This is a genomic window from Streptomyces indicus (genome assembly GCF_900100315.1).
GTDB lineage: Bacteria > Actinomycetota > Actinomycetes > Streptomycetales > Streptomycetaceae > Streptomyces > Streptomyces indicus.
Genome location: NZ_FNFF01000001.1, coordinates 1241508 through 1267526, shown reverse-complemented (window position 1 = coordinate 1267526; position 26019 = coordinate 1241508). Strand labels below are relative to the sequence as shown.

Below are 26019 nucleotides of genomic sequence, written 5' to 3'. Positions count from 1 at the left end.
CCTGGGCCCACGGTCAGCGGGGGCAGATGTACGTCGGGGGCTCCGTGGGGGTCGTGACCCAGTCGCCGCTCACATTGCCGCCGCTGCGCCACTGCACGTAGACCTTCGCCCGTACGCTCTTTCGTGCCGACGAACCGCACGAGTACGTCTCGGTGCGCGCCGTGTCCTGCACGGGTTCCCAGCGGTCGGCCGGGAATTCGGTCCGCAGGAGGGTCCAGACACCGTTCAGGTTGTACTCGAGCCGCACCTCGATGACCTGGACGTCGTAGCCGGTGCCGTTGTCGGTCACCCGGCCGTGCGCGTTGAAGACGCCGGGGGAGGGCATCTCGACGTTGGCGCAGCGGATGACCGCCGACCCCTCGCACTTGTGCCTGATCTGGGCGGCGGACGCCGGCGCGGCGGTCAGCACGGTCATCCCGAGCGCGGTGCTGACGACGGCCGTGAGGCCGCTCATGAACTTTCGGTACCTTCGCATGCGCAGAAGACTGCCGGGCGCCGGCGGCGCAGGGTTGCAGCATCCTGCAGCCGGGCACGGCCGCGGGCGGGTCAGGCGGTGATCCGGCTGAGGAGTTCGCGGACCCGGACGCCGGCCACGAAGCGGGTCGGGGCGTCGAGGAGTTCGAGGATCACGGCGACCTCCGTACGGACCGTGCGCACGCTCAGTCCGAGCCGGCGGGCGATCTGCTCGTCCGAGGAGCAGGTGAGCATGAGCGCGACGACGCGGCGCTGGCGTTCGGTGAGGCCGTCGACGGGCAACTGCTCGGCGGCGCACGGGTACGCCGTCGCACGCACCGCGTCCCAGTAGCGGCGCGCGGCGGCGAGGCACGCGGGGTCCCGTACGACGACGACGGTCGTCCGGTTGCGGACGGTGGGCCCCTCCAGGAGCACCTCGACCCCGTCGACGATCTTCATCTCCAGCGGCCCGTAGCCGAAGAAGTAGACCTCCGGGTCCTCGCCGGACAGCACGAGCCGTACGTCCGGGCTGAGCGCGTCGCGGTGCCACACGCTGGTCATCCGGAGGCCGGCCTGCATCGCGTACGTGTTGTGCGGGAGGCTCACGGCGAGCCGTTCCAGGGAACCGGTCGGCTTGACGGAGTCGAGGGTGCGCCAGGACGGCAGCTCGCGGACGATGTTCTGGTTGATCTCCTGCCCGCCCCGTCCGAGGACGCGTGCGGCGACCGGCTGCCCGTGCTCCAACGCCCGTACCACCCGCAGCCGTTCGGCCTCCAGGCGCGTCATCGCCTCCGTCACCCGCAGCCGCCCCGGCCCGGGGAACCGCACGGAATCGGCGAACACCGAGAAGTCCTGTTCGGGCCGTGCGCGCTGGTCCACCGTGCTCCCTCCGGTACACCCCGGCCGGTGGGGAAACGGCCGTCCATCCCGCCGGGATGGTAGCGCCCCGCCTGCGGAGGCACACCGAAGTCACACCAAGGGCCGTACGGCACCAAGGGCCGTACGGCCCGGGGCGGCGTGCACCGCGATGAGCGGCCGGCGCCCGCCGTCCAGGCGCCGGCCCGCCGTGAGAGCGCACGCACCGGCCGCGGCCGGCGGAGGGGAGCGCGTGCGCTCTCACTCTTCTCCCGCACGGCCCCGTGCAAGGCGGGGCCTGTCCGTACTTCGGTGCCGGGTGCCCGTGCGGATGCGGGCGGCGGGCAGCTTTTCGGACACCTTCGGCGGTCCCTGTTCTCCGTTACCTGGAAGTTATGTTTGTTACATCTAGCCGTCGAGCGTGCGAATCTGTAATTTCTGTTCAGTCATCGCGCGCCCCGTGGACTTCATGGCGCACCCCGTGGACTCCTGGAAGGACCCACCCATGCCTCCTCACCTGCGGACCCCCTCATCCGCCGCGTCCGCCCGCCGTGCCGCGGGCGCCGTCGCCCTCGCCGCCGGTCTGGCGTTCGTCACCGCCTGCGGCTCCGGGGACGACGCGGACGCCGGCTCGGCGAAGGGCAAGGGCGATGCGCCGATGACGGTCGCGGGCGCCACCGTCGAGAAGGACGAGGCGCTGCACGACGCGCTGCCCGCGGCGATACGGGACGCCGGCACCCTGCGGGTCGCCTCCGACGTGCCGTACCCGCCCTTCGAGATGTTCGTGCAGGAGGGCGGCAAGGAGATCACCGGTCTCGACTACGACCTCGCGCAGGCGCTCGGCGGCAAGCTCGGCGTGGACATCGCGTTCACGCCGCAGAAGTTCGACGGCATCATCCCGGCCATCCAGGCGGGCAAGTTCGACCTCGCCATCTCCGCGATGACCGACAACAAGCAGCGCCAGAAGGTGGTCGACTTCGTCGACTACTCGGTCTCCGGCACCGGCATCCTGGTCCGCGAGGGCAACCCGGAGAAGGTCACCACCGCCCTCGACCTGTGCGGCCTGAAGGTGGCGGCCCAAGCGGCCACGAACCAGGCGGACTTCGTCAAGGAGCAGCAGGCGGAGTGCTCCGGTGCGGGCAAGCCGAAGATCGAGCTGCAGACGTACCCCAAGGACTCCGACACCCAGCTCGCCGTCAGCAGCGGCAAGGCGGACGCCGCCGTCATCACCAAGCCCGCCGCCGGCTACATCGCCAAGACCGTGGGCGACGGCTCCACCTTCGACCTGGTCGACGACCCGGCCGCGAAGGGCGGTTACAACGCCTCGCCCAACGGGATCGCCGTGAGCAAGAAGCACGCCGGGCTCGCCGACACCCTGCAGAAGGCACTGCAGCAGCTCATGGACGAGGGCACGTACAAGAAGATCCTCGACAAGTACGGTGTCGCCTCCATCGGTCTGGACAAGGCCACCAAGAACGCGGCGGTGGACTGATGAAGGCCCCCGCCCCGGCGCTCGCCGCACCGCAGGCGCAGGCCGTGCCCGACGAGGACCTGCACACCGTGCCCGTACGCCACTGGGGCCGCTGGGCGACCGCCGCCGTGGTCCTCGTCCTCGGCGCCGGCACCCTGTGGTCCCTCGCCAAGAACCCGAACCTGGACTGGGCGACCGTGGGGGAGTACCTCTTCCACGAGACGGTCTTCAGCGGTCTGGTCACCACCTTGTGGCTGACCGCCGCCGCCATGGTCATCGGCCTGGTCGGCGGTACGGCCGTCGCGGTCATGCGGCTGTCGTCGAACCCCGTCCTGTCCCTGCTGGCCGGGCTGTTCATCTGGTTCTTCCGCAGTACGCCGATCCTCGTGCAGATCATCTTCTGGGGCTTCCTCGGGGCGCTCTACCAGGAGCTCGCGATCGGCATCCCGTTCACGGACGTCACCTTCTTCGCCGCCCCGACCTCCGAGCTGATCACCCCGACGATCGCGGCGCTGCTCGCGCTCGGCCTCAACGAGGTGGCGTACGCGGCCGAGATCATCCGCGGCGGCATCCAGTCCATCGACCCCGGGCAGGCCGAGGCGGCCCACTCGCTCGGCATGCGGCCCGGCCTCACCCTGCGCCGCGTCGTGCTGCCGCAGGCGATGCGGGTCATCGTGCCGCCGATGGGCAACGAGACCGTGACCATGCTCAAGACCACCGCGCTGGTCTCGGTCATCGCCGGCCACGACCTCATGTCCAACATCCAGGACGTGTACGCCCAGAACTACAAGGTCATCCCGCTGCTCGTGGTCGCGGCCCTGTGGTACCTGCTGCTCGTCTCCCTGCTCTCCATCCCGCAGGGCTGGCTGGAACGCCGCTACGGGCGCGGCACGTCGAGTGCCTCGGCCTCCCCGCTGCGCCGCCTGCTCGCCGTACGACCCCGCACCAGGAAGGGAGCCGGAGCGTGAGCGCCCCCATGGTCGTCGCGAAAGGCGTCACCAAACGATTCGGGAAGCTGGAGGTGCTCAAGGGCATCGACCTGACCGTCGGACGCGGCGAGGTCTGCTGCCTCCTCGGGCCCTCGGGCTCCGGCAAGTCCACCTTCCTGCGCTGTGTGAACCACCTCGAACGGCTCGACGGCGGCTCCCTCACCGTCGACGGCGAGCGCGTCGGCTACCGGCGGCGCGGCGACGCGCTGCACGAACTCCCGGAACGCGAGATCGCGTTGCAGCGCCGCGACATCGGCATGGTGTTCCAGCGCTTCAACCTCTTCCCGCACATGACGGCCCTGGAGAACGTGATGGAGGCGCCCGTACGCGTACGGCGCGAGTCGCGGGCCACCGCCCGCGAACGCGCCGGCAAGCTCCTCGACCGGGTCGGCCTCGGCGACCGCGCCGGGCACTACCCGGCGCAGCTCTCCGGCGGGCAGCAGCAGCGCGTGGCCATCGCCCGCGCCCTGGCCATGGAACCGAAACTGATGCTCTTCGACGAGCCCACCTCCGCGCTCGACCCCGAACTCGTCGGCGACGTCCTCGACGTCATGCGGTCCCTCGCCGCCGACGGCATGACCATGGTCGTCGTCACCCACGAGATCGGCTTCGCCCGCGAAGTCGCCGACACGGCGGTCTTCATGGACGAAGGGGTCGTCGTCGAAGCCGGCGACCCCCGCGAGGTCCTCGACCGTCCCGTACAGGAACGCACCCGCGCCTTCCTGTCCAAGGTCCTGTGAGCGCCCCCGCGCACGAAGGGGTGCGACTCGGCCCGCTGCGCGAGGCGATGGAGCGGCGCTACGCGCGCTACCTCGCCGACCTGCGCGAGCTCACCGCCATCGACTCCGGCAGCGACGACGCCGAAGGGGTCGACCGGGCGGGCGCGTTCGCCGCCGGGCGGCTGCGCGCACTCGGCTTCGAGGTACGCCTCGTCCCCGTCGCCGGACCCGGCGCGGAGCCGCTCGGTGCCGCCGTCGTGGCCCGGCGCCGCGGTGAACTCCCGCACGGGCGGCGGGTGTTGCTGCTCGCGCACCTCGACACGGTGTACGGGCGCGGCACCGCCGCCGCCCGTCCGCTGCGGATCGAGGACGGCATCGCGTACGCCCCGGGCGTCTGCGACGACAAGGGCGGACTGCTGCTCGGCCTCGCCGCGGCCGGGGCGCTCGCCGACGCCGGGATGGAGCAGTACGGCGAACTGGTCGTCCTCCTCACCCCGGACGAGGAGATCGGCTCACCGGGCAGCCGGCCCCTCACCGAATCCCTTGCGGCCGAGGCGGACTACGCGTTCTGCCTGGAGGGCGCCCGCGAGAACGGCGATGTCGTCATCGCCCGCAAGGGCGCGGTCGACCTGCGCATCACCCTGCGCGGCAAGGCGGCGCACAGCGGCATCGAACCCGAGCGCGGTGCCAACGCGGCGCTCGCCGCGGCCCACTTGGTGGTGGCGCTCCAGCAGCTCAAGGGCGTCAACGTCGGGCGCGTACGCGCCGGAACGCGCACCAACATCGTCTGCGACGAGGCCGTCCTCGACGTGGAGGTCCGTGCGGTGAGCCGCGCGGAACTCGACGCCGTGCTGCGCGAGATCGACGCGCTGGCCGCGCACACCTGGGTGCCGGGCACCTCCGCCGAGGTCGTGCACGGCGAGATCTGCCCGCCGATGGAGCACACCGCGCCCGCCGCGGTCCTCGCCGCCGCCGCGGTGGGCATCGCCGCCGAGCTCGGCTTCACGCTCGGCGTCACGGAGACGGGCGGGGTCGCGGACGCCAACTACGCGGCGGGCACCGGCGTTCCGGTGCTCGACGGGCTCGGCCCGGTGGGCGGCGGCGACCACAGCCCCGGCGAATGGCTCGACCTCGCGTCGGTGGTCCCGCGCGGCACCCTGCTCGCCGCCCTGATCGCGCGCTTCGGGGCCGGCAGCCCGGCCTGAGGCACCGCGCACCCCGGACCCGTCCGGGGCACCGCGCCCCCGGACCCGTCCGGGGCACCCCGCGCCCGGGCCCTTCCGAGGCGCTCCTGAACTCCGGACCGCGGCCCGCACAGGGCCGCGGTCCGGACGCAGCACAGATGCAGCACAGATGCAGCACAGACGCAGCACTGACGCAGCACAGATGCAGCACTGACGCAGCACAGCCGCAGTCCCCCCAAGTCCCGTCCCCTTCTGTGGAGGTCCGCATGTCCTCGGCACCCCAGTCCTCTGCACCACACTCCCGCCGTGCGTTCCTGACGGCCGCCGCCGGTCTGACCGCGGCCGTCGCCCTGCCCACCGCCCAGGCCCACGCCACCGCCGCCGACCGGCGCCGGGGCGCGGGCACGGCCGCGACCGGCGGCACCCTCGTCCTCGTCGGCGGAGCGCTCGCCGACACCAACACCCGGATCTACGGCCGGATCGTCGCCGCGGCCGGCGGCTCCACCGCCCGCTTCGGCGTCCTGACCACCGGCTCGCACCCCGACGACGCGGCCGCCAACGGGGCTTTCTACGCCGACCTGTTGAAGCGCAACGGCGCCGCATCCGCGGAGTGGCTGCCCGTCCACATCGACAGCCCCGCGGCCGCGGAGGACAGCGCACTGGCCGCCAAGGCGGCCGGGATGACCGGCTTCTTCCTCGGCGGCGGCGACCAGTACCGGTACGCCACCGTCCTCAAGCGTGCCGACGGCCGCGACACCGCGCTCCTCGCCGCGATCCGCAGCCGCCTGCTCCAGGGCGCGGTCGTCGCGGGCACCAGCGCCGGCGCCCAGATCCAGGCGGGCGCCGGAATGATCACCGGCGGCGAGAGCTACGAGGCGCTGCGCGACGGCTCCACGCCCGGCTGGTTCGAGGACGCCACGCGCCTGGGCTACCTGCCGTCGGGCGGCTTCAACTTCTTCACCCACGGCCACCTCGACACCCACTTCGCCGCCCGCGGCCGTCAGGGCCGCGCCCTGCGCCTGGCCGCCGACACCGGCCAGTCCCGCGTGTTCGGCCTCGACGAGAACACCGCCCTGGAGGTCACCGGAGTCGGCAGCGGACAGGAGGTCCTGCGGGTGCTCGGCGAACGCGCCGTCTCCGTCTTCGACCTGCGCGCCGCCGACGCGTACACCAGCAACGGCGAGTGGGCCCTGGACGCGGTGCGCTACAGCCAGCTCACCGACGGGGACCGCTACGACCCGTACACCTGGGGCGTCACCCCAGCCGCCGGCCGGACCGCGCTCGTCCCGCGCGACCGCAGCGCGCGGCGCGCGAGCAACGACGTGTTCTCCGCGTACGTCTTCACGGGCAACGCCTCCGACCTCGCCACCAGCGGGCGCTCCACGCGCATGACCGACTACTCGTACCAGACGGGTCCGGAGTTCGCGGTGGAGCTGCGCAAGCCGGCCACCGGCTACAGCGCCTGGACGGCGGACGGCCGCACCCCGTCCACGCTGCACGGCATGGCCCTGGACGTGTACGCCCCCTGAGCGGGCCGCGGATAGGGTCGGGCCCGGAGCGGCCGTGCTCCGGGCCCGACCTGCGGACGACACCACGCGCACGACACCACGCGCACGGCAGCACGTGCACGGCAGCACGTGCACGGCAGTACGAGCACGGCAGCACGAGGGAACGACGGACATGAGGAGTGTGCGGGTGACGAAGGACCCCGTGGCGGCGGCCACCGTGGCCGAGGCCATCCGGCGCGGGCTCGGCGAGTGCAGCCCCGCCGAGCGCAAGGTGGCCCGCGCCCTGCTGGCCGCATACCCGGCGGCGGGCCTGGAGACCGTGGCGAAGGTCGCCGAACGCGCGGGGGTCAGCGCACCCACGGTCATCCGCTTCGTCAACCGGCTCGGCTACCGGGGCTTCCCCGAGTTCCAGCAGGCCCTGCGCGACGAGCTCGACCAGCGCGACGCCTCCCCGCTCGCGCTCTACGCCACCACCGGCTTCGCCTCGCGCGGCGACTCGCCCGCCGACGAGCTCCTCGCCTCATCGGCCCGCAGCCACGCCGCCGCCCTCGACGCCACGTTCTCCGCGCTGCCGCCCGCCGACCTGCAACGGGCCGTGGATCTCCTGGCCGACCCCAAACGGCGCGTGCTGCTCACCGGCGGCCGGTTCAGCGGACTGCACGCCCGCTACCTCGGCCTGCACCTGCTCCAAGTCCGCGACGACGTCAGCCTGTTGGCGGAGGGACAGGTGGAGCGCACGGCAGAACTGGCCCGCGCGGGCCGCCGCGATGTCCTCACGGTCTTCGACTTCCGCCGCTACGAGCCCGAACTGCTCGCCCTGGCCACGCTGGTGACCGAGCGCGGCGGCAAGGTCGTCCTGTTCACGGACAGCTGGCTCTCGCCGATCTCCGCCGTGGCGGACGTCGTCCTGCCCAGCCATGTCGGCACCGCGGCCACCCCGTACGACACCCTCGTCCCCGTGCTCGCGGTGGCCGAGACGGTGGTCACGGGCGTCCTCCAGGCCCTCGGCGACAGCGCGGAGACGCATCTGCGCCGCTCGGAGGAGACGAGCCGCGCGCTGTATCCCGGGAGCGGCGCCTAGGGGCCGGGATCCGGGAGCGGCGCCCGCGGGGGCGGGGCGGCGGCCGGGGAGACCCGCGGCCGCCACCTCGCCCGCACGGCTAAGCCGCCTTGCGCCCCCGCCCCCGGTGTCCGGCGATCAGCTCGGCGTACCGCCGCCCGCTTCCCTTCACCGTGCGCTTCTGCGTCGCGTAGTCCACGTGCACGAGCCCGAAGCGCTTGTCGTAGCCGTACGCCCACTCGAAGTTGTCGAGCAGCGACCACGCGAAGTACCCGGCGAGGGGAGCGCCGCCCGCGACCGCGCGGGCGCAGGCCGCCAGGTGCTCCTCCAGATAGCGGGTGCGCTCGGGGTCGGAGACCGAGCCGTCCGGGGCGACGGTGTCCACGTACGCCGAACCGTTCTCCGTCACGTACAGGCGCTCCGGCCCGTACTCGCGCGTGACCCGCAGCAGGATGTCCTCCAGGCTCTGCGCGTGCACCTCCCAGTCCATGTACGTGGTGGGGGCGCCCTCCACCGGCACCTGGCGGGCGTACGGGGCGGGCCCGGCGGGGTCCGCCTCGACGACCTGGCGGAAGTAGAAGTTGACGCCCAGCCAGTCGAGCGGTGCGCCGATCAGCTCCAAGTCGCCCTCCCTGACCGGAAGTTCGACCCCATACAGGTCCAGCATGTCCTGCGGGTAGCCGCGCCCGAAGACGGGGTCGAGCCACCAGCGGTTGGTGTGCCCGTCTGCGCGACGGGCCGCCTCGATGTCCTCGGGCCGGTCCGACGCGGGCACGATCGGGCTGAGGTTGTTCACGATGCCCACCCGCGCGCCGGGGACGGTCGCGCGCAGCGCCTGCGTCGCGAGGCCGTGGCCGAGGTGCAGGTGGTACGAGGCGCGGACGGCCGCAGCGAGGTCGGTGAGGCCCGGGGCCATCCGGCCCTCCAGGTGGCCGATCCACGCGGAGCAGAGCGGCTCGTTGAGCGTGCACCAGTCCTTGACCCGGTCGCCGAGCTTCTCGCCCACCACGGCTGCGTACTCGGCGAACCGTTCGGCCGTGGCGCGCTCGGGCCAGCCGCCCCGGTCCTGCTGCGCCTGCGGCAAGTCCCAGTGGTAGAGCGTGAGATGAGGGGTGATGCCCGCCTCGCACAGCCCGTCGACCAGACGGTCGTAGAAGGCCAGGCCCTCGGCGTTCACCACCCCGTCGGCTCCCGGCACGACGCGCGGCCAGGCGACCGAGAACCGGTAGGCGTCCGTGCCGAGTTCACGCATCAGGGCGAGGTCCTCGCGCCAGCGGTGGTAGTGGTCGCAGGCCACGTCGCCGTTGTCGTCCGCGTCGATCCTCCCCGGGGTGTGCGAGAAGGTGTCCCAGATGGAGGGGGAGCGGCCGCCCTCGGCGACGGCGCCCTCGATCTGGTACGCCGAGGTGGCCGTGCCCCAGACGAAGTCCGCGGGCAGGGAGCGAAGGTCGTCAGCCGAAGTCACGAAGTGCCTTTCCCATCAGATGAGTTACGGGTGGTGCGGTGCGGTGGCGCGTCACTTCACGGCCCCGGCGGTGAGGCCGGCGACGAGATAGCGCTGGAGCAGCAGGAAACCGGCGACCACGGGCACGCTCACGACCAGCGAGGCGGCCATCACCTGGTTCCAGTACACGTTGTTCTCGGTGGCGTACGCCTTGAGGCCGACGGCCAGCGTGCGCGTGGTGTCGTTCGTCATGACCGAGGCGAAGAGCACCTCGCCCCACGCGGTCATGAAGGCGTACACGGCGACCGCGACGATCCCGGGCACGGCGGCCGGCACCACGACACGGAACAGGGCGCCGAGCGGCCCGCAGCCGTCGACCATGGCGGCCTCGTCCAGATCGCGCGGGATCGAGGAGAAGTAGCCGATCAGCATCCAGATCGAGAACGGCAGCGAGAAGGTCAGATACGTGAGGATCAGACCGCCGCGCGAACCGTAGAGCGCGATGCCCGTCTGGTTACCGATGTTCACGAAGATCAGGAAGAGCGGCAGCAGGAAGAGGATGCCCGGGAACATCTGCGTGGACAGGATCGTGACCGTGAACAGCCGCTTGCCGCGGAACCGGTAGCGGCTCACCGCGTACGCCGCGAACACCGCGATCACCACCGAGCAGACGGTGGCCGCACCCGCCACGATCAGCGAGTTCACGAAGTATTTTGCGAGCGGCACCGTCTCCCAGATGTCCACGTACGGCCGCAGCGTGAAGCGGCTCGGGATCCAGCTCCACTCGCCCAGGGTGTCCTCCAGCGGCTTCACCGAGCTGGAGAGCATCACGTACACCGGGAGCAGCGCGAACAGGGCGAGCAGCGTCAGGACGATCCGCCGGGTCCAGACGAAGGACGGCGGAGGGGCCAGCGGGCTCCTGGCAGGCGTGGACCTAGGCATCGGCACCCTTCCTTCCGCGCGAGGTGAGCAGCAGGTACACCGCCGTCACGAGCAGCAGGAACAGCAGCAGGAGCGCCGACATGGCGGACCCCGAGCCGAAGTTCCAGGTGATGAACGAGGAGTCGTAGATGTGGATCGACACCAGGTCGGCGGCCTCGGGCGCGCCCTTGCCGAACAGCAGGTACGGGGTGTTGAAGTCGTTGAAGGTCCACAGGAACAGCACCAGGACGAGGACCTGGTTGACGGGCGCGAGCGAGGGCAGGGTGATCCGGCGGATCTGCTGCCAGATGCCGGCGCCGTCGATCGCGGCGGCCTCGTACAGCTCCCGCGGGATGTTCTGGAGTCCGGCCATCAGCATCAGGAAGGCGAACGGCCAGGTCTTCCAGACCGCCACAATCGTCAGCGCCCAGAAGCTGTTTTCGCCGATCAGCCAGAAACTGTCGCCGCCGAGCGCCGAGTTCACCAGGCCGTTGTCCCGCTGGAACATGAACGCCCAGGTGATCACGGCCGCGTACACCGGCAGCGCGTACGGCGTGAGGAACACCGCGCGCAGTACGCCGCGGCCGCGGAAGCCCTCCTGCATGAGGATCGCGGCCGTCACACCGAACAGCCAGGAGAAGCCGACGGCGAGGACCGTGAAGGTGCAGGTCACCCAGAAGGAGTGGAGCAGCTCGGCGCCGATCGGGGCGTCGAAGTCCACGGCGACACGGAAGTTGTCGAACCCGGCCCAGGGCGCGCTGCCCCAGTCGCGGATGTAGAACTGCGTGAGTTCCTTGAAGGCCATCACGATGCCGACGACCATCGGCACCAGGTGGATGAGGAGTTCGAGGGCGAGCGCCGGGAGCAGCAGCAGATACGGCAGTCCGCCGCGCCGCAGCCGGTCGGGTATCCGCAGCCTGCGGCGGCGGGGCGGACCCCCGGCGGGGGAGCTCAAGGCTTCCCCCGCCGCGGGCGCCTTCAGGTCGAGCGAGGTCACGGCGCGGGCCTCAGCTCTTCGTCATCTGCTGCTCGGCCTTGGCGAGCGCGGCCTTCACGGACTCCGTGGTCACCGGACGGCCCGCGGCCGCGTCGGCGAACAGGTCCTTGATGGCCGTGCCCACCACGGTCTCGAACTGCGACTCCTCCGGGACCTGCGGCAGCGGCGCCGCGCTGGTGCCGAGGGCGTCGCGGAGCACCGACGTGTCGGGCTTGTCGAAGGCCGCGTCCTGCTGCGCCGCCTTGACCGGCGGGATCGAGCCGTACGTGGAGTTGAGGATCTTCTGCTCCTCGTCCGAGGTCAGGAACTTCACGAAGTCGATGGCGCCGTCGAGGTTGTCGCTGTTCTTGAACACCGAGACGTTGATGCCGGCCACCATCGAGTTGATCTGCTCGCCCTGGCCCGGCGTGCCCGACTGCACCGGCACGGGCGCGACCCCGTACTCGCTCTCGTCCATGCCCTGGGACTTGAAGGTGGACGCGGCGGCCTGCCACAGGACCATCGCGGCCTTGCCCTTGGAGAAGTCGCTCAGCGACTGGTTCTGGGCGTACTCGGCCACGCTCTTGGAGGTGATCTTGTCCTTGGCCATGAAGTCCACCCACTGCTTCACGCCCGCGACCGCGCCGTCCGAGGTGAAGTCCGGCTTGCCGTCCGCCGTGAAGAAGTCGGCGCCGTGCTGCTTGGCGAGGACGAAGGCCTGGTGGATGTGGTTGGAGAGATTGCTGCCTTCAAGAGCCAGACCGTAGGTGTCGCCCTTGGTGACCTTCTTGCCCGCCGCGACCAGCTCGTCCCAGGTGGCCGGGGGCTTCTCGATCCCCGCGTCCTTGAAGATCTTCTTGTTGTAGTAGAGGGCGTACGACAGCGAGTACAGCGGGACCGCCGCCGGGTCCTTGCCCTCCGCGCCCGTGGCCGCGACCGCCGACTCCGTGAAGCGGTCACGGCCACCGATCCGGTCGAAGGTCTTGTCGTCCCAGGGCAGCAGCGCGCCGGTCGCCTGGAGCGAGGCCGACCAGGTGTTGCCGATGTTCAGGACGTCCGGGCCCTGGCCCGAACTGGTCGCCGCGAGGATCCGGTTGAGCAGGTCCGCCCACGGCACGACCTCCAGCTCGACGTCGATGCCCGTCTGCTTCTCGAACTTGGCGATCTCCTTGGTGAGGATCTCCTTGTCGGCCTCGATGCTCGGACCCTGGTTCGAGGCCCAGTACGTGAGCTTCTTCGGGCTTTTGTTGCTGCCCTCGCCGTTCGTCGCCGTCCCGCCGCCGCAGGCTGCGGCGGTGGCGGTCAGGGCGAGGACCAGGGCGGTGGCTGCGGCGGCTCGTATGTGGCGCATGAGGGCCCCTCTCCGGGGGTGGCCCCGTTCAACTCATGAACGGGCGTCACGGCTAAATTCAAGGCGTGAGTTAAGTAGTGAGAGAAGGGGGCGTCAAGAGGTCGCGCACGAGTTGACCAGCACGTTATGGTCACGAACGCACGGGAGTTGGCGCCGCGCCCACTCGGGGCGAGGCGTACCGCGAAGGGGCGACGATGGCGGAACCACACCGGCGTACGGTGCGTGACCTGCGGCGCAGCAACCGCTCGACGGTGCTCACGAAGCTCTACTTCGAGGGTCCGCTCAGCCGTCAGGAGCTCGGTCCGCTGACCGGACTCAGTTCGGGATCCATCAGCAATGTGGCCGGCGAACTGATCGCGGACGGCATCGTCGAGGACGCCGGCTCGGTGGAGTCCGACGGCGGACGGCCCCGTACGCTCCTGCGCGTGGCCCCCGGCAGCGGCCACCTCGTCGGCGTGGACGTGGGCGAGACCCGCATCCGCGTGGAGCTCTTCGACCTCGCCCTGACCGAACTCGCCCGCGCCGACCTGCCGTTGCCGCCCGACGGGCACGATGTCGAGCGCGTGGTGCGGCTCATCGGCGAAGGGCTGCAACAGGTGCTGCTCGGCGGCGCGGTGCGGCCGGTCCCCGTGACCGGGCTCCTCGGCATCGGCGTGGGCGTCCCCGGCATCGTGGACTCCGGCTCGGTCGTGCACGGCCAGACGATCGGCTGGGACGCGGTGCCGCTCGGCTCCCTGCTGCGGGAGTCGGGCCAACTCCCCGCGGACATCCCCCTGTTCATCGACAACGGTGCGAAGACCCTGGGCCGCGCCGAGATGTGGTTCGGCGCGGGACGCGGCGCGCGCAACGCCGTGGTCACGCTGATCGGCTCCGGCGTGGGCGCATGCGTGATCGCCGACGGGGTGCCGTATCAGGGCGCCAGCAGCAGCGCGGGGGAGTGGGGGCACACGGTCCTCCAGGTGGTGGGCGGCCGCGGCTGCCGCTGCGGTTCGCGCGGCTGCCTGGAGGCGTACGTGGGAGCCGAAGCGGTCCTTCAGCGGTGGCGCGAGCGCGGGGGCAGCTGGACCGCGGCGGACGAAGAGGGCGCGCTGGCCGAGCTGTTGGCGGATCCGGCCGCCGGGCCGCTGCTCGACGAGACGGCCGAATACCTGGGCGCGGGGATCGCCGACCTGGTGAACCTCTTCAACCCCGAGCGGATCGTGGTCGGCGGCTGGGCGGGCCTGCTGCTCGGACCGCGCCTGCTCGACCGGGTCCGCGACGCGGCCGCCTCGTACGCCCTGCGCCACCCCTTCGCCGGCACCTCGCTCGTGCTCGGTCGGCTCGGTCCTGACGCGGTGACGGTGGGCGCGGCGACGCTGCCGCTCGCGCGGTTCCTGGAGGCCGGGGGTGCGGTGCGGTCGGGTACGGAGGCCGGAGGCCGGGGTGCGGAGCCGGGGAGTTCGGTACCCGAGCGCCGGGGCGGGGCGGCGCAGGGCCTGCCGTCGGCGCGCGGTGATCGACTCCGGCCTTCGGGCGCGGGCACGCCGGGTTAGCCTCGGGGTGGATGACCTCGGGGCCGGCAGCAGGGAGACGTGTGATGACCGAACCGACTGAACCGACCCCGTCGACGGAACCGGCCGAACTGCCCCAGCCGACTGATCCGACCCAACCGGCCGGTGCGGCCCAACCGGCCGAAGCGGCCGCCCCGTTCGGCGTGGTGGACCTGGGCGCCTACGGCGAGCAGTTCACCCGCGACCCGTACCCGCTCTACGCGGAGCTCCGCAGCCGGGGCCCCGCCCACTTCGTCCGCCTCGCGCCGCCGTACCAGGAGATGTACACCTGGCTGATCGTCGGATACGAGGAGGCGCGGGCCGCGCTCACCGATCCCCGGCTGGTCAAGCACCCCTCCGCCCTCGACGGCTCGGGCTTCGAGGGCGATCCGATCGGCACCCACCTCCTGCTCGCCGACCCGCCCCAGCACACCCGCCTGCGCAAGCTGGTGGCACGGGAGTTCACCGCACGCCGCGTCCAGGCGCTGGCCCCGCGCGTGCAGGAGATCGCGGAGGAACTCCTCGACGCGATGGGGGAGCGGGGCCGCACCAACCTCATCGACGCGTACGCCTTCCCTCTCCCGCTGACCGTGATCTGCGAACTCCTCGGCGTCCCCGCCATGGACCGCGAGGCCTTCCGCGCGATGTCCAACGAGGTCGTCGCCCCCACCGGAGTCGAGGAGGAGATGGCGGCAGTCACCCGACTCGCCGCGTATCTCGACGAACTGATCGAGGACAAGCGCTGCACGGCCCCCGCCGACGACCTCCTCAGCGCCCTGATCCGCACCACGGCCGAGGACGGCGACCAGCTCTCCGCCGACGAACTGCGGGCCATGGCCTTCCTGCTCCTGATCGCCGGGCACGAGACCACGGTCAACCTGATCGGCAACGCCGTGCACGCCCTGCTCGCCCGCCCCGGGGAACTCGCCGCCGTACGGGCGGACTTCGGGCGCATCGACGCGGTGATCGAGGAGACCCTGCGGCACGAGGGCCCGGTCGAGAACGCCACGTACCGCTTCACCGCCGAGCCGGTCACCGTCGGCGAGGTCACCATCCCCGCCGGGCACGCGGTCCTCGTCTCCCTCGCCGCGGCCGGCCACGACCCCGCCCGCTACCCGGACCCCGGGCGCTTCGACCCCGACCGCTCCACGCAGGGCCATCTCGCCTTCGGCCACGGCATCCACTTCTGCATGGGCGCACCGCTCGCCCGCCTCGAAGCCCGTATCGCGCTGCGCTCCCTCCTGGAACGCTGCCCGGACCTCGCGCTCGACGGGGTGCCGGGGCCGTGGCTGCCCGGGATGCTGGTGAGGGGGGTGCGCAACCTGCCGGTGAAGTGGTGAAATGCGGCCGCAGCCCTCAGCCGCCCCACCGGGAGGAAGCCCGATGCCGGATCCGATGCCGGAGTTCGACCTCGCCGTCGCCGAACAGGTCCTGGACGCCCAGCCGTTCAGCCGCCTCCTGAAGACGCGGATCACCGCGTTCGGCGACGGGGCGGCCGTGCTCGAACTGGACATCCGCGAGGAGCTGGAACAGCAGAACGGCTTCCTGCACGGCGGCGTCCTCGCCTACGCCGCCGACAACTCCCTCACGTTTGCCGCGGGTTCGGCCCTCGGCCCCGCCGTCCTCACCGCGGGCTTCTCCATCCAGTACATGCGCCCTGCCCGCGGCCGTACGCTGCTCGCCCGCGCCGAGGTGGTGCACGCGGGCCGCCGCCAGGCGGTGGTCCGCTGCGACCTGGTGTGCGTGGACGAGGACGGTACGGAGACGCTCTGCGCGGTCGCCCAGGGGACGGTCCTCAACACCGCCGGCTCCTGATGCAGCGCCAGCTGGAGATAGCGGCCGAACTCACCGCCCGCCTCGGCGGCGGTGAGGGCTTCCACCATGTCCACTGGCGGTCCAAGCTCGAACTCGCCCTCGACTGCTTCATCTGCGAACGCACCGCCCGCACCACGGTCTTCGAACTCGGCGCGGAACGGGCCCTGTGCTCGGGCAGCACCAGCAGCGGCTTCCCCAGCCACTACACGGCGGCCCGCATCGCCGCCTTCGACGTCACCTCGGGCGACGACCGCCTCGCGCTGCGCGCCGTGGTCAGCTTCTGGTGGGCCCCCTTCACGGACGCCCGCACGGGCCTGCGCGGCGCGGCCCCCACCCTCCAGCCCTGGGTCCGCCTCCACCTGGGCTACACCTGCCCCGACGAACCCCCGACGGACCCCCACCCCTTCACCACCCAGACGAACACCCTCCGCCCGACGAGCGAATCCTGCACGCACTGCGAACGCCCGGTGGCGACGAGCACGCGGGCGCCGACGATCCGGTTGCTGGACTGAGGCCGGGGCGGCGGGCTCGTGCGGCTGCTGTGCGCTCCAGCCCTTCGCCCGGGGGTGTTCCGGCCGCGAGTACGGTTCGTCGTTGTCGGGTACGCGAGGCGGGGAGGTCGCCGTGGCATTGGTGCGCGGCGCATCGTGGTGGACGGGACCTCGTACCGCTGGCGTGTCCGCCACAAGCCCACGTACAGCCAGGCGCTTTCTCCGGTCGCCGCTCGGCTACGCGGTGGTGTGCGCCGACTTCCGCGGGAGCACCTTGGTCGTCACGACCGGTCGGGCGCATCCTGGCAATCGGCTGGGCGAGCCGCCGAACCCGGTCGCTCCCTCGGAAGTCGCCGACGCGACCTGTGCGGCCCGCAGAGCCGGGCGGGCTCCGGACAAGGCAGGCCCCGCCCTTCCACCTGAACCGAGCGGGCGGCTGCGGCACTCCTTGACCGGAGGCCGCACCCTCATCGGACCGCGCCAACCACCCTCCCGCTCACCCGATCTCCGCCACCCGCACCGGACGCCCCTGCCGCCGCGACACCTCGCACGCCTCCGCCACCCGCAGCGCGGCCAGTGCCTCGCGGCCGTCGCACGGGTTCTCGCGTTCGCCCAGGAGGACCGAGACGAAGGCGGCCAGTTCCGCCTCGTACGCCGGGGCGAAGCGTTCCAGGAAGCCGGGCCAGGGCTTCGAGGCGGGTGGCGGGCCCACGGGTTCCGTCGAGGCGATCGGCGTGCGGTCGTCCAAGCCCGCCGCCACCTGATCGAGTTCGCCCGCCAGCTCCATGCGGACGTCGTAGCCCGCGCCGTTGAGGCGGGTGGCCGTGGCCGTGGCCATCACTCCGTCCGTCAGCGTCAGGACCGCCGCCGCCGTCGAGACGTCACCCGCCTCGCGGAACATCGACGGGCCCGCGTCCGAGCCCGTCGCGTACACCGACTCCACCTCGCACCCCGTCACCCAGCGCAGCATGTCGAAGTCGTGGATCAGGCAGTCGCGGTACAGGCCGCCCGACAGCGGCAGGTACTCGGCCGGAGGGGGAGCGGGGTCCGAGGTGATCACGCGGACCGTGTGCAGGCGGCCGAGGCGGCCCGAGCGCACCGCCTCGCGCGCGGCCGTGTACCCGGCGTCGAAGCGGCGCTGGAAGCCGATCTGCAGCACCGTGCCCGCCGCCTCCACCTGCGCGAGCGCGGCCAGCGTGCCCGGCAGATCGAGCGCGATGGGCTTCTCGCAGAACACGGGAAGGCCGGCCCGCGCGGCCTGCTCGATCAGCGCGGCGTGCGCCGACGTGGCCGCCGTGATCACCAGCGCGTCCACGCCCCAGGTGAACACCTCGCGCACGCCAGGAGCCGCCGTCTCCCCGAGCCGCTGGGCGAGCAGGGCGGCACGCGCGGGGTCCGCGTCGGCGATGAGAAGCGAGCCCACGTCGCGGTGGCGGCTGAGCGCGGCGGCGTGGAAAGAGCCGATCCGGCCGGCTCCGATGAGTCCGATACGCATGGCATCAACGTGGCAGGCCCGCCAGGCCCTGTCCATCCTTTGTCAGGACAATCGAACCTCACCACTTCCTGCCAACCGGACACAGGACTACGCTCGCCCCGTGTCCAAGCGAGCAGTGCCACGCGAGAACACTGCGGGGAACACAGCGGCACGGACAGCGGTGAGCGGCGTGGGCAACGCCTCGCTTCCCCTGGCCGTGGACCGCAACAGTCCGGTCCCGCTGTACTACCAGCTGTCCCGGCAGCTGGAAGAGGCCATCGAGCAGGGCAAGCTCGCCCCGGGCAGCCTGCTCGGCAACGAGATCGAGCTCGCGGGGCGCCTGGGCCTGTCCCGGCCCACCGTCCGCCAGGCCATCCAGTCCCTCGTGGACAAGGGACTCCTCGTGCGCCGGCGCGGAGTCGGCACGCAGGTCGTGCACAGCCAGGTGAAGCGCCCGCTCGAACTGTCCAGCCTGTACGACGACTTGGAGACTGCGGGCCAGCGTCCCGCCACCCAGGTGCTGCACAACGTCGTCGAACCCGCCTCCGCCGAGGTCGCCGCCATGCTCGGCCTCGCCGAGGGCGCCGACGTCCACCGCATCGAACGGCTCCGTTTCGCCCACGACGAGCCGGTGGCGTATCTGCGCAACCACCTCCCGGTCGGCCTGCTCCCGCTGGAGACCCCGCACCTGGAGGCCACCGGCCTGTACCGCCTGATGCGCAACGCGAGCATCACCCTGCACAGCGCCCGCCAGGCCATCGGCGCCCGCGCGGCCGGCGCCGAGGAGGCGGCCCGGCTCGGCGAACCGGAGGGCGCCCCCGTCCTCACGATGGCCCGCACCACCTTCGACGACATGGGCCGCGCGGTGGAGTACGGCTCCCACCTCTACCGGGCCTCGCGCTACTCCTTCGAGTTCCAGCTCCTCGTACGGTCCTGAGACGGCCGCCGGGCCGGGCTGAGATCTTCAGCCCGCCGACGCGACTGGGTAACGAAGTCCGAATGTTCTGACAAACGCATTGACGGCGTCCGGTGCCCCCGCTACAACACGTCCAGCCGCATCCCGGCGGCCGGGAGAAGAGGTGGGTCCACCATGCGTACACGCCGTACCGCAGCAGCGATAGCCGCCTTCGCGACGGCCGCCGTACTCGTCGCGGGGTGCAGTGACTCCGGAGGCAAGGGGTCCGAGGAGAAGCCGGACGAGGGCGGCAAGGGCGGCAAGGTCTCCGGGCCGAAGCTGACGATCGCGATGGTCACGCACTCCGGCAAGGGCGACGCCTTCTGGGACATCGTGCAGAAGGGCGCGCAGGCCGCCGCCGACAAGGACAACGTCGAGTTCCTGTACGCGAGCGACGACCAGGCGCAGCAGCAGGCCCAGCACGTCCAGTCGTACATCGACAAGAAGGTCGACGGGATCATCGTCACGCTCGCCAAGCCCGAGGCCATGAAGGACGTCCTCGCCAAGGCGAAGGCCGCCGGCATCCCGGTGGTCACCATCAACTCCGGCGGCCAGTTCTCCAAGGAGTACGGGGCGCTCAACCACATCGGCCAGGACGAGTCCGTCGCGGGCGAGGCGGTCGGCGCCGAGCTCGGCAAGACGAACCGCAAGAAAGCCCTGTGCGTGATCCACGAGCAGGGCAACGTCTCGCTCGAGGACCGCTGCGCGGGCGTCAAGAAGGCCTTCGGCGGCGCCACCGAGAACATCAACGTGCCCGGCACCGACATGCCCCAGACCCAGTCGCAGATCGCCGCCAAGCTCCAGGCCACCGACGACATCGACGCCATCGTCACGCTGAACGCCGGCATCGCCGAGGCCGCGATCAAGGCCAAGGCCGACTCCGGCAGCAAGGCCGAGGTCTCCACCTTCGACCTGAACGAGGCCGTCACCGAGCAGATGAAGAACAAGGCGATCACCTTCGCCGTGGACCAGCAGCCCTACCTCCAGGGCTACCTCGCGGTCGACGGCCTGTGGCTCTACAAGACGAACCTCAACGTGATCGGCGGCGGCCAGCAGGTCCTCACCGGCCCCGCGATCGTCACGGAGAAGGACGTCCCGCAGCTCGAGAAGCTGGCGAAGAACGGCACGCGGTGACCGCCGCCGCCCTCGCCCTGCCCGGTGGCGGCTGGACCGTATGGCCCAGCCGCCACCCGGTACCTGTCCGGCGACCTAGATCGCCGGTCAGTAATACTGGGGCGTTCGCTGCCGCATACGCGGCGGCGGCGCACCGGGCAAGGCAGCAAGAAGGGCACGGCTTCGTGGCAAGGGTTCGGACGTGGGCCAACATGGCGGCCATCGCGATGGCGGCGGTGCTTGGCGCAACGATCACGGGGTGCAGCAGCACCGGCGGCAAGCGCGCCGAGGACGCCCGCAAGGCCTCGGCCGAGGCGCAGGGCAAGGCGGCCGTGAACACACCCAGGTGGACCTTCGCCATGGTCACCCACTCGGGCGACGGCGACAGCTTCTGGGACATCGTCCAGAGCGGCGCCAGGCAGGCGGCCGTCAAGGACAACATCAACTTCCTGTACGCCCACGACGACCAGGCACAGCAGCAGGCCCAGCTCGTCCAGTCGTACATCGACAAGAAGGTCGACGGCCTGATCGTCACGCTGGCCAAGCCGGACGCCATGAAGGGCGTCATGGCGAACGCGAAGAAGGCCGGCATCCCCGTGATCACGGTGAACTCCGGCTCCGCCGAGTCCAAGGAGTTCGGCGCGCTCAGCCACATCGGCCAGGACGAGGAGATCGCCGGCGAGGCCGTCGGCGAGGAGCTCACCAAGCGCGGCAGGAAGAAGGCCCTCTGTGTCCTGCACGAGCAGGGCAACGTGGGCCACGAGCAGCGCTGTGCCGGTGCGAAGAAGACCTTCAAGGGCGATCTTCAGAACCTGTACGTCGACGGCACCAACATGCCCGACGTCCAGGCCGGCATCGGCGCCAAGCTCCAGGCCGACTCCGCCATCGACACGGTGATCACGCTCGGCGCGCCCTTCGCCGACGCCGCGGTCAAGGCCAAGAAGGACGCCGGCAGCGAGGCCGAGGTGGACACCTTCGACCTCAACGAGGACGTGGCGCGCGGCCTCCAGGCCAAGACGTACGGCTTCGCGGTCGACCAGCAGCCCTACCTCCAGGGCTACGAGGCTGTCGACCTCCTGTGGCTCTACCGCTACAACGCGAACGTGCTCGGCGGCGGCAGGCCCGTCCTGACCGGGCCGCAGATCATCACCGAGAAGGACGCGGGCGCGCTGCTCGAGTACACGCAGCGGGGGACGCGATGAGCATCGTCCGTACGGAACGGGGGACCCGATGAGCACAGCGACCGTCGACGAGCGGCTGCTGAGAACGTCCGTGTGGAAGAAGCTCCTGTCCCGGCCCGAACTGGGCGCGGTGATGGGCGCCGTCGCCGTCTTCGTCTTCTTCTCGTTCGCCGCGGACAGCTTCCTGCGCATGTCCTCGCTGAGCACCGTGCTCTACGCGGCCTCCACGCTCGGCATCATGGCGGTGCCGGTGGCGCTCCTGATGATCGGCGGCGAGTTCGACCTGTCGGCGGGCGTCTTGGTGACGTCCTCGGCGCTCGCGTCCTCGATGTTCAGCTACCAGATGACCGCCAACGTCTGGGTGGGCGTCTTCGTCTCGCTCCTGGTCACGCTGGGCATCGGGATCTTCAACGGCTTCATGCTGACCCGGACGCAACTGCCCAGCTTCATCGTGACGCTCGGCACCTTCCTGATGCTGACGGGCCTGAACCTCGGCCTGACCAAGCTGATCAGCGGCACCGTGCAGACCAAGTCGATCGCCGACATGGAGGGCTTCTCCTCGGCGCAGACGGTCTTCGCCTCGGAGATCTCCATCGGCGGGGTCAACTTCAAGATCACGATCCTGTGGTGGCTGGCCCTGGTGGCCCTCGCCACCTGGATCCTGCTCCGCACCCGCTGGGGCAACTGGATCTTCGCGGTGGGCGGCAACGGTGACGCGGCCCGCGCGGTCGGCGTCCCCGTCACGAAGACCCGTATCGGCCTCTACATGGCCGTCGCGTTCGGCGCCTGGATCTCCGGCCAGCACCTGCTGTTCTCCTTCGCACGCGTGCAGTCCGGCGAAGGCGTGGGCAACGAGCTGATCTACATCGTCGCGGCCGTCATCGGCGGCTGCCTGATCACCGGCGGCTACGGCTCCGCGATCGGCTCGGCCTTCGGCGCACTGATCTTCGGCATGGTCAGCAAGGGCATCGTGTTCGCCGAGTGGAACGCCGACTGGTACAAGTTCTTCCTCGGCGCGATGCTGCTGCTCGCCACGCTCCTGAACCACTGGGTACGCAAGCGGGCGGAGGCCACGAAATGAGCGAGGCTCCTGCGGTGACGGAGACGTCTCCGGCCACGGCCGGCAAGGCGCTGGTCGAGCTCGACGACGTCAGCAAGTACTACGGCAACATCCGCGCCCTCGAAGGCGTCTCCTTGGAGGCGCACGCCGGGGAGGTCACCTGCGTCCTCGGCGACAACGGCGCGGGCAAGTCCACCCTCATCAAGATCATCGCGGGTCTGCACCAGCACGATGCGGGCACCTTCCGCATCGAGGGCGAGGAGGTACGCCTCGGCAAGCCCCGCGAGGCCCTGGACCGCGGCATCGCCACGGTCTACCAGGACCTGGCGGTCGTCCCGCTGATGCCGGTCTGGCGCAACTTCTTCCTCGGCTCGGAGCCGACGAAGGGCGCGGGCCCCTTCAAGCGCATGGACGTGGCCTTCATGCGCGAGACCACCCGCGCGGAACTGCTCCGCATGGGCATCGACCTGCGCGACGTGGACCAGCCCATCGGCACGCTCTCGGGCGGTGAGCGCCAGTGCGTGGCGATCGCCCGCGCGGTCTACTTCGGCGCGAAGGTCCTCGTCCTGGACGAGCCCACGGCGGCGCTCGGCGTCAAGCAGTCGGGTGTCGTCCTCAAGTACGTGGCCGCCGCACGCGACGCGGGCCTCGCCGTGGTCCTCATCACGCACAACCCGCACCACGCGTACCTGGTCGGCGACCGCTTCGTCCTCCTCAAGCGCGGCACGATGGCGGGCAGCTACACGAAGGACGCCATCACCCTGGACGAACTGACCCGCCAGATGGCGGGCGGCTCGGAACTCGAAGAACTGAGCCACGAACTGGAACGCGCTCCGAAGCCGTTGCATCTGGGCGGGGAGCGGACGGACGAGTCCTGAGGGTGCGGAGGGGTGCAGGGGCGGTGAGCCCCTGCACCTCCGGGCCCCCACATCCGGGCTCTGGCTTGCGCGGTATTGGGCGCGGCGGCGGTTGCTCGGAGCCCCCGCCCCCCGCACCATTCGTCGCGAGGGTCGCGAGGGTCGCGAGGGTCGCGAGGGTCGCGAGGGTCGCGAGGGTCGCGAGGGTCGCGACGCCGCGGTGACGGGGGTCCAGGGGGCGGAGCCCCCGACGCGAGGCGCGGGCGCGGAGCCGAGGGGCGTGGGGGCCGTCAGGCCCCCACACATACCCACCGCCGCGGAGCGGCGGAGCTCCGGCGGGGGGCAGGGGGCGGAGCCCCCGAACGGTGGCTGAGCCGCGGCCAGGGGCGCGGGGGCCGTCAGGCCCCCACACGTACCCACCGCCGCGGAGCGGCGGAGCTCCGGCGGGGTCCAGGGGCGGAGCCCCGGAATGGGGGCGGTGGGGGCGTCAGCCCCCGACCACAACGCCGCCGCGGAGCGGCGGAGCAGGGTACGGGGCGCGCCCCGGACAGCCCGCCCGCCCGGGCCAACCGTCCAGACGCCCCGCACCCCCATAGAATCGCCCCCGATGAGCACCTACCGCGATCTCGCCCACCGAGGCTCCGCGCGAGCAACCCTCCGCACCGTCGGCACGCGCGAGCGCCGCTCGCACCTCACCGCCCCCCGCGTGCCCACCGTCGGCATCGACATCGGCGGTACGAAGGTGATGGCCGGCGTCGTCGACGCGGACGGCGTCATCCTGGAGAAGCTGCGCACGGAGACCCCGGACAAGTCCAAGAGCCCCAAGGTCGTCGAGGACACCATCTGCGAACTGGTGCTCGACCTCTCCGACCGCCACGACGTGCACGCCGTCGGCATCGGCGCCGCCGGCTGGGTGGACGCGGACCGCAACCGCGTCCTGTTCGCCCCGCACCTCGCCTGGCGCAACGAACCCCTGCGCGAAGCCCTCGAGGGCCGCCTCGCCGTCCCCGTCCTCGTCGACAACGACGCCAACACCGCCGCCTGGGCGGAGTGGCGCTTCGGCGCGGGCCAGGGCGAGGACAACCTCGTCATGATCACCCTCGGCACCGGCATCGGCGGCGCCATGCTGGAGAACGGCCAGGTCAAGCGCGGCAAGTTCGGCGTCGCCGGCGAGTTCGGCCACATGCAGGTGGTCCCCGGCGGACACCGCTGCCCCTGCGGCAACCGCGGCTGCTGGGAGCAGTACAGCTCGGGCAACGCCCTGGTCCGCGAGGCCCGCGAACTGGCCGCGGCCGATTCCCCCGTCGCGTACAACATCGTCGAGCGCGTCGGCGGTCAGATCTCCGACATCACCGGCCCCCTCATCACCGAGCTCGCCCGCGAGGGCGACGCGATGTGCGTGGAACTGCTCCAGGACATCGGCCAGTGGCTCGGCGTCGGCATCGCCAACCTCGCCGCCGCGCTCGACCCCTCCTGCTTCGTCATCGGCGGCGGCGTCAGCGCGGCCGACGACCTCCTGATCGTGCCCGCCCGCGACGCCTTCCGCCGCCAGCTCACCGGCCGCGGCTACCGTCCGGAGGCCCGTATCGCCAAGGCACAGCTCGGACCCGAGGCCGGCATGGTCGGCGCGGCCGACCTGGCCCGCCTCGTCGCCCGCCGCTTCCGCCGGGCCAAGCGCCGCCGCGTCGAGCGCCACGAACGCTACGAGCGCTACGCCCAGGCGATCCGCAACGGCCGCATCCCCCCGCTCGGCGACACACGGGACCTGGACACCGACCCACGGAAGACGGCCGGAACCGCGGAGACCGGCACAGGCGTTACCTCTACGGAAGCACCCGCCCCGCAGACCACCGACACCGCCCCGCGCCCCGCAGACACCGCCGCCCCCGGCAGCGACCCCAGCACCACGCAAGGAAACCCGTAGATGCCGTCCGTGCCCCGCCAGTCCCCGCCGCCGGACGAGCCGCCGCGCCGGCCGGAGGAGGACCGCCGGCACATGATCCGGCGCCGCTGGCTGACCGCGATCATCATCGTGCTCCTGATCGGCGTCCCGGCCGGCTATCTGGCCATCTCAGCCGGCCAGAGCCGCGACAGCGGGCGCGACAAGGAGGCGAGGTACTCGGCGACCGGCCTCACCGAGGGCTGGCCGACGCGTCTGCAGCGGCGGATCTACGAGGTGTGGCTGCCGTGGGACGCCGCCAAGACGGCGTACTACGAGACGAACAACTGGCGCACGAGCCGGCTCTACGTGCAGTTCGAGACGACGCCGTACGGGCTGAAGCGTTTCCTCGCGAAGCTGGACCGCAAGCCCTCCGACCTGGAGGCGGGCGAGATCACGATCAGTGAGCGCGACCAGGGTGTGGCGGGCTGGGACTTCAGCGCCCCCGGCCAGTGGTCGGGCCTGACCCACAAGCAGAAGGACCCGCGCCCGACGCAGGACGTCGTGGTCGACAGCGCGGACCCCGAGCGGCCCCGGGTGTACGTGGTGTCGACCGCGACCCCGTAGACCAGTCCACCGGCCCACCGGCCCACCGGACCGTAGACCGCATGCCCACCGTCCTGCTGCACGGACGACTCGTCAGAGGGGGCGGCCTCCGGCGCCACGGCTTGCGG

General features: G+C 71.6%; 23 protein-coding genes and 1 pseudogene. 17 read left to right on the top strand and 7 right to left on the bottom strand.

Features of this window, described 5'->3' with window-relative positions; translation table 11 throughout:
- Positions 1 to 13: 13 nt before the first annotated feature.
- Together BLT97_RS05630 and BLT97_RS05625 are read right to left on the bottom strand one after the other, a co-directional pair.
- The gene (locus BLT97_RS05630; RefSeq protein WP_093607487.1) at positions 14 to 454 is read right to left on the bottom strand and encodes a hypothetical protein; all 441 of its coding nucleotides are present in this window, start codon (positions 452 to 454) and stop codon (positions 14 to 16) included.
- A 92-nt stretch (positions 455 to 546) separates the two neighbouring features.
- On the bottom strand, positions 547 to 1332 hold the full coding sequence (locus BLT97_RS05625) for a helix-turn-helix transcriptional regulator (protein ID WP_093607486.1): 786 nt from the start codon (positions 1330 to 1332) through the stop codon (positions 547 to 549).
- A gap of 481 nt (positions 1333 to 1813) precedes the next feature.
- Here BLT97_RS05625 and BLT97_RS05620 point away from each other — a divergent pair, with 481 nt between their 5' ends.
- From BLT97_RS05620 to BLT97_RS05595, 6 genes are all read left to right on the top strand, one after another.
- Positions 1814 to 2800 (top strand): ABC transporter substrate-binding protein, encoded by a 987-nt coding sequence (locus tag BLT97_RS05620; RefSeq protein WP_093607485.1) that lies wholly within the window; start codon positions 1814 to 1816, stop codon positions 2798 to 2800.
- Positions 2800 to 3747, top strand: a complete 948-nt coding sequence (locus BLT97_RS05615) for an amino acid ABC transporter permease (RefSeq protein WP_093607484.1) — start codon at positions 2800 to 2802, stop codon at positions 3745 to 3747. The genes BLT97_RS05620 and BLT97_RS05615 overlap by 1 nt, the downstream gene beginning before the upstream one ends.
- Before the next feature lie 8 nt (positions 3748 to 3755).
- Positions 3756 to 4508 carry an amino acid ABC transporter ATP-binding protein gene (locus BLT97_RS05610; protein WP_093607483.1) on the top strand — a complete coding sequence of 251 codons (753 nt, stop codon included), beginning with the start codon at positions 3756 to 3758 and terminating at the stop codon, positions 4506 to 4508.
- Positions 4505 to 5692, top strand: a complete 1188-nt coding sequence (locus BLT97_RS05605; RefSeq protein ID WP_218137284.1) for a M20/M25/M40 family metallo-hydrolase — start codon at positions 4505 to 4507, stop codon at positions 5690 to 5692. The genes BLT97_RS05610 and BLT97_RS05605 overlap by 4 nt, the downstream gene beginning before the upstream one ends.
- Positions 5693 to 5937: 245 nt before the next feature.
- Positions 5938 to 7200, top strand: a complete 1263-nt coding sequence (locus tag BLT97_RS05600) for a cyanophycinase (protein ID WP_093607482.1) — start codon at positions 5938 to 5940, stop codon at positions 7198 to 7200.
- Between the two features lie 166 nt (positions 7201 to 7366).
- The gene (locus BLT97_RS05595) at positions 7367 to 8260 is read left to right on the top strand and encodes a MurR/RpiR family transcriptional regulator (RefSeq protein ID WP_245769145.1); all 894 of its coding nucleotides are present in this window, start codon (positions 7367 to 7369) and stop codon (positions 8258 to 8260) included.
- A gap of 79 nt (positions 8261 to 8339) precedes the next feature.
- Here BLT97_RS05595 and BLT97_RS05590 read toward each other — a convergent pair whose 3' ends face one another.
- From BLT97_RS05590 to BLT97_RS05575, 4 genes are read right to left on the bottom strand one after another with little or no spacing between them, the layout of a single operon-like run.
- Positions 8340 to 9704, bottom strand: a complete 1365-nt coding sequence (locus tag BLT97_RS05590) for a GH1 family beta-glucosidase (RefSeq protein ID WP_093607481.1) — start codon at positions 9702 to 9704, stop codon at positions 8340 to 8342.
- Positions 9705 to 9755: 51 nt separating this feature from the next.
- Complete coding sequence (locus BLT97_RS05585; RefSeq protein WP_093607480.1) at positions 9756 to 10625, bottom strand: carbohydrate ABC transporter permease; 870 nt, start codon at positions 10623 to 10625, stop codon at positions 9756 to 9758.
- Complete coding sequence (locus BLT97_RS05580) at positions 10618 to 11586, bottom strand: carbohydrate ABC transporter permease (RefSeq protein ID WP_425442661.1); 969 nt, start codon at positions 11584 to 11586, stop codon at positions 10618 to 10620. Before BLT97_RS05580 ends, BLT97_RS05585 begins: the two co-directional genes overlap by 8 nt.
- 25 nt (positions 11587 to 11611) lie before the next feature.
- Positions 11612 to 12931, bottom strand: coding sequence for an ABC transporter substrate-binding protein (locus tag BLT97_RS05575; protein ID WP_093607478.1), 1320 nt, complete (start codon positions 12929 to 12931; stop codon positions 11612 to 11614).
- A 194-nt stretch (positions 12932 to 13125) separates the two neighbouring features.
- On the opposite strand from BLT97_RS05575, the gene BLT97_RS05570 reads away from it, so the two are divergent.
- From BLT97_RS05570 to BLT97_RS05555, 4 genes are read left to right on the top strand one after another with little or no spacing between them, the layout of a single operon-like run.
- Positions 13126 to 14463 (top strand): ROK family transcriptional regulator, encoded by a 1338-nt coding sequence (locus BLT97_RS05570; protein ID WP_093607477.1) that lies wholly within the window; start codon positions 13126 to 13128, stop codon positions 14461 to 14463.
- 44 nt (positions 14464 to 14507) lie between these two features.
- Positions 14508 to 15800 carry a cytochrome P450 family protein gene (locus BLT97_RS05565; RefSeq protein WP_176953650.1) on the top strand — a complete coding sequence of 431 codons (1293 nt, stop codon included), beginning with the start codon at positions 14508 to 14510 and terminating at the stop codon, positions 15798 to 15800.
- A 43-nt stretch (positions 15801 to 15843) separates the two neighbouring features.
- Positions 15844 to 16275, top strand: coding sequence for a PaaI family thioesterase (locus BLT97_RS05560; RefSeq protein WP_245769144.1), 432 nt, complete (start codon positions 15844 to 15846; stop codon positions 16273 to 16275).
- On the top strand, positions 16275 to 16787 hold the full coding sequence (locus BLT97_RS05555) for a hypothetical protein (RefSeq protein ID WP_093607476.1): 513 nt from the start codon (positions 16275 to 16277) through the stop codon (positions 16785 to 16787). The genes BLT97_RS05560 and BLT97_RS05555 overlap by 1 nt, the downstream gene beginning before the upstream one ends.
- A gap of 475 nt (positions 16788 to 17262) precedes the next feature.
- Here BLT97_RS05555 and BLT97_RS05545 read toward each other — a convergent pair whose 3' ends face one another.
- A complete protein-coding gene (locus BLT97_RS05545) occupies positions 17263 to 18261 on the bottom strand; it encodes a Gfo/Idh/MocA family protein (protein WP_093607475.1) in 999 nt (332 codons plus the stop codon).
- Between the two features lie 196 nt (positions 18262 to 18457).
- Here BLT97_RS05545 and BLT97_RS05540 point away from each other — a divergent pair, with 196 nt between their 5' ends.
- The 7 genes and pseudogenes from BLT97_RS05540 to BLT97_RS05510 all read left to right on the top strand — a co-directional run bounded on the left by BLT97_RS05540 (position 18458) and on the right by BLT97_RS05510 (position 25912).
- Entirely contained in the window at positions 18458 to 19177 is a 720-nt protein-coding gene (locus tag BLT97_RS05540; RefSeq protein ID WP_093607795.1) for a GntR family transcriptional regulator, read from the top strand.
- A 153-nt stretch (positions 19178 to 19330) separates the two neighbouring features.
- Entirely contained in the window at positions 19331 to 20329 is a 999-nt protein-coding gene (locus BLT97_RS05535; protein ID WP_093607474.1) for a substrate-binding domain-containing protein, read from the top strand.
- Positions 20330 to 20493: 164 nt separating this feature from the next.
- Positions 20494 to 21510 carry a sugar ABC transporter substrate-binding protein gene (locus BLT97_RS05530; protein WP_093607473.1) on the top strand — a complete coding sequence of 339 codons (1017 nt, stop codon included), beginning with the start codon at positions 20494 to 20496 and terminating at the stop codon, positions 21508 to 21510.
- A 28-nt stretch (positions 21511 to 21538) separates the two neighbouring features.
- The gene (locus tag BLT97_RS05525) at positions 21539 to 22570 is read left to right on the top strand and encodes an ABC transporter permease (protein WP_093607472.1); all 1032 of its coding nucleotides are present in this window, start codon (positions 21539 to 21541) and stop codon (positions 22568 to 22570) included.
- The gene (locus BLT97_RS05520; protein ID WP_093607471.1) at positions 22567 to 23427 is read left to right on the top strand and encodes an ATP-binding cassette domain-containing protein; all 861 of its coding nucleotides are present in this window, start codon (positions 22567 to 22569) and stop codon (positions 23425 to 23427) included. Before BLT97_RS05525 ends, BLT97_RS05520 begins: the two co-directional genes overlap by 4 nt.
- A 586-nt stretch (positions 23428 to 24013) precedes the next feature.
- Positions 24014 to 25141 (top strand): annotated as a pseudogene (locus tag BLT97_RS05515) (ROK family glucokinase); the annotation flags it as partial.
- Positions 25142 to 25330: 189 nt separating this feature from the next.
- The gene (locus tag BLT97_RS05510; RefSeq protein WP_093607470.1) at positions 25331 to 25912 is read left to right on the top strand and encodes a sugar kinase; all 582 of its coding nucleotides are present in this window, start codon (positions 25331 to 25333) and stop codon (positions 25910 to 25912) included.
- The last annotated feature ends 107 nt before the right edge of the window (positions 25913 to 26019 follow it).

Coding starts and splice junctions, on each gene's coding strand:
- BLT97_RS05630 (WP_093607487.1), bottom strand. CDS start 454: ATGAGCGGCCTCACGGCCGTCGTCAGCACCGCGCTCGGGATGACCGTG.
- BLT97_RS05620 (WP_093607485.1), top strand. CDS start 1,814: ATGCCTCCTCACCTGCGGACCCCCTCATCCGCCGCGTCCGCCCGCCGT.
- BLT97_RS05615 (WP_093607484.1), top strand. CDS start 2,800: ATGAAGGCCCCCGCCCCGGCGCTCGCCGCACCGCAGGCGCAGGCCGTG.
- BLT97_RS05610 (WP_093607483.1), top strand. CDS start 3,756: ATGGTCGTCGCGAAAGGCGTCACCAAACGATTCGGGAAGCTGGAGGTG.
- BLT97_RS05600 (WP_093607482.1), top strand. CDS start 5,938: ATGTCCTCGGCACCCCAGTCCTCTGCACCACACTCCCGCCGTGCGTTC.
- BLT97_RS05585 (WP_093607480.1), bottom strand. CDS start 10,625: ATGCCTAGGTCCACGCCTGCCAGGAGCCCGCTGGCCCCTCCGCCGTCC.
- BLT97_RS05575 (WP_093607478.1), bottom strand. CDS start 12,931: ATGCGCCACATACGAGCCGCCGCAGCCACCGCCCTGGTCCTCGCCCTG.
- BLT97_RS05570 (WP_093607477.1), top strand. CDS start 13,126: ATGGCGGAACCACACCGGCGTACGGTGCGTGACCTGCGGCGCAGCAAC.
- BLT97_RS05565 (WP_176953650.1), top strand. CDS start 14,508: ATGACCGAACCGACTGAACCGACCCCGTCGACGGAACCGGCCGAACTG.
- BLT97_RS05560 (WP_245769144.1), top strand. CDS start 15,844: ATGCCGGATCCGATGCCGGAGTTCGACCTCGCCGTCGCCGAACAGGTC.
- BLT97_RS05555 (WP_093607476.1), top strand. CDS start 16,275: ATGCAGCGCCAGCTGGAGATAGCGGCCGAACTCACCGCCCGCCTCGGC.
- BLT97_RS05545 (WP_093607475.1), bottom strand. CDS start 18,261: ATGCGTATCGGACTCATCGGAGCCGGCCGGATCGGCTCTTTCCACGCC.
- BLT97_RS05535 (WP_093607474.1), top strand. CDS start 19,331: ATGCGTACACGCCGTACCGCAGCAGCGATAGCCGCCTTCGCGACGGCC.
- BLT97_RS05525 (WP_093607472.1), top strand. CDS start 21,539: ATGAGCACAGCGACCGTCGACGAGCGGCTGCTGAGAACGTCCGTGTGG.
- BLT97_RS05520 (WP_093607471.1), top strand. CDS start 22,567: ATGAGCGAGGCTCCTGCGGTGACGGAGACGTCTCCGGCCACGGCCGGC.
- BLT97_RS05510 (WP_093607470.1), top strand. CDS start 25,331: ATGCCGTCCGTGCCCCGCCAGTCCCCGCCGCCGGACGAGCCGCCGCGC.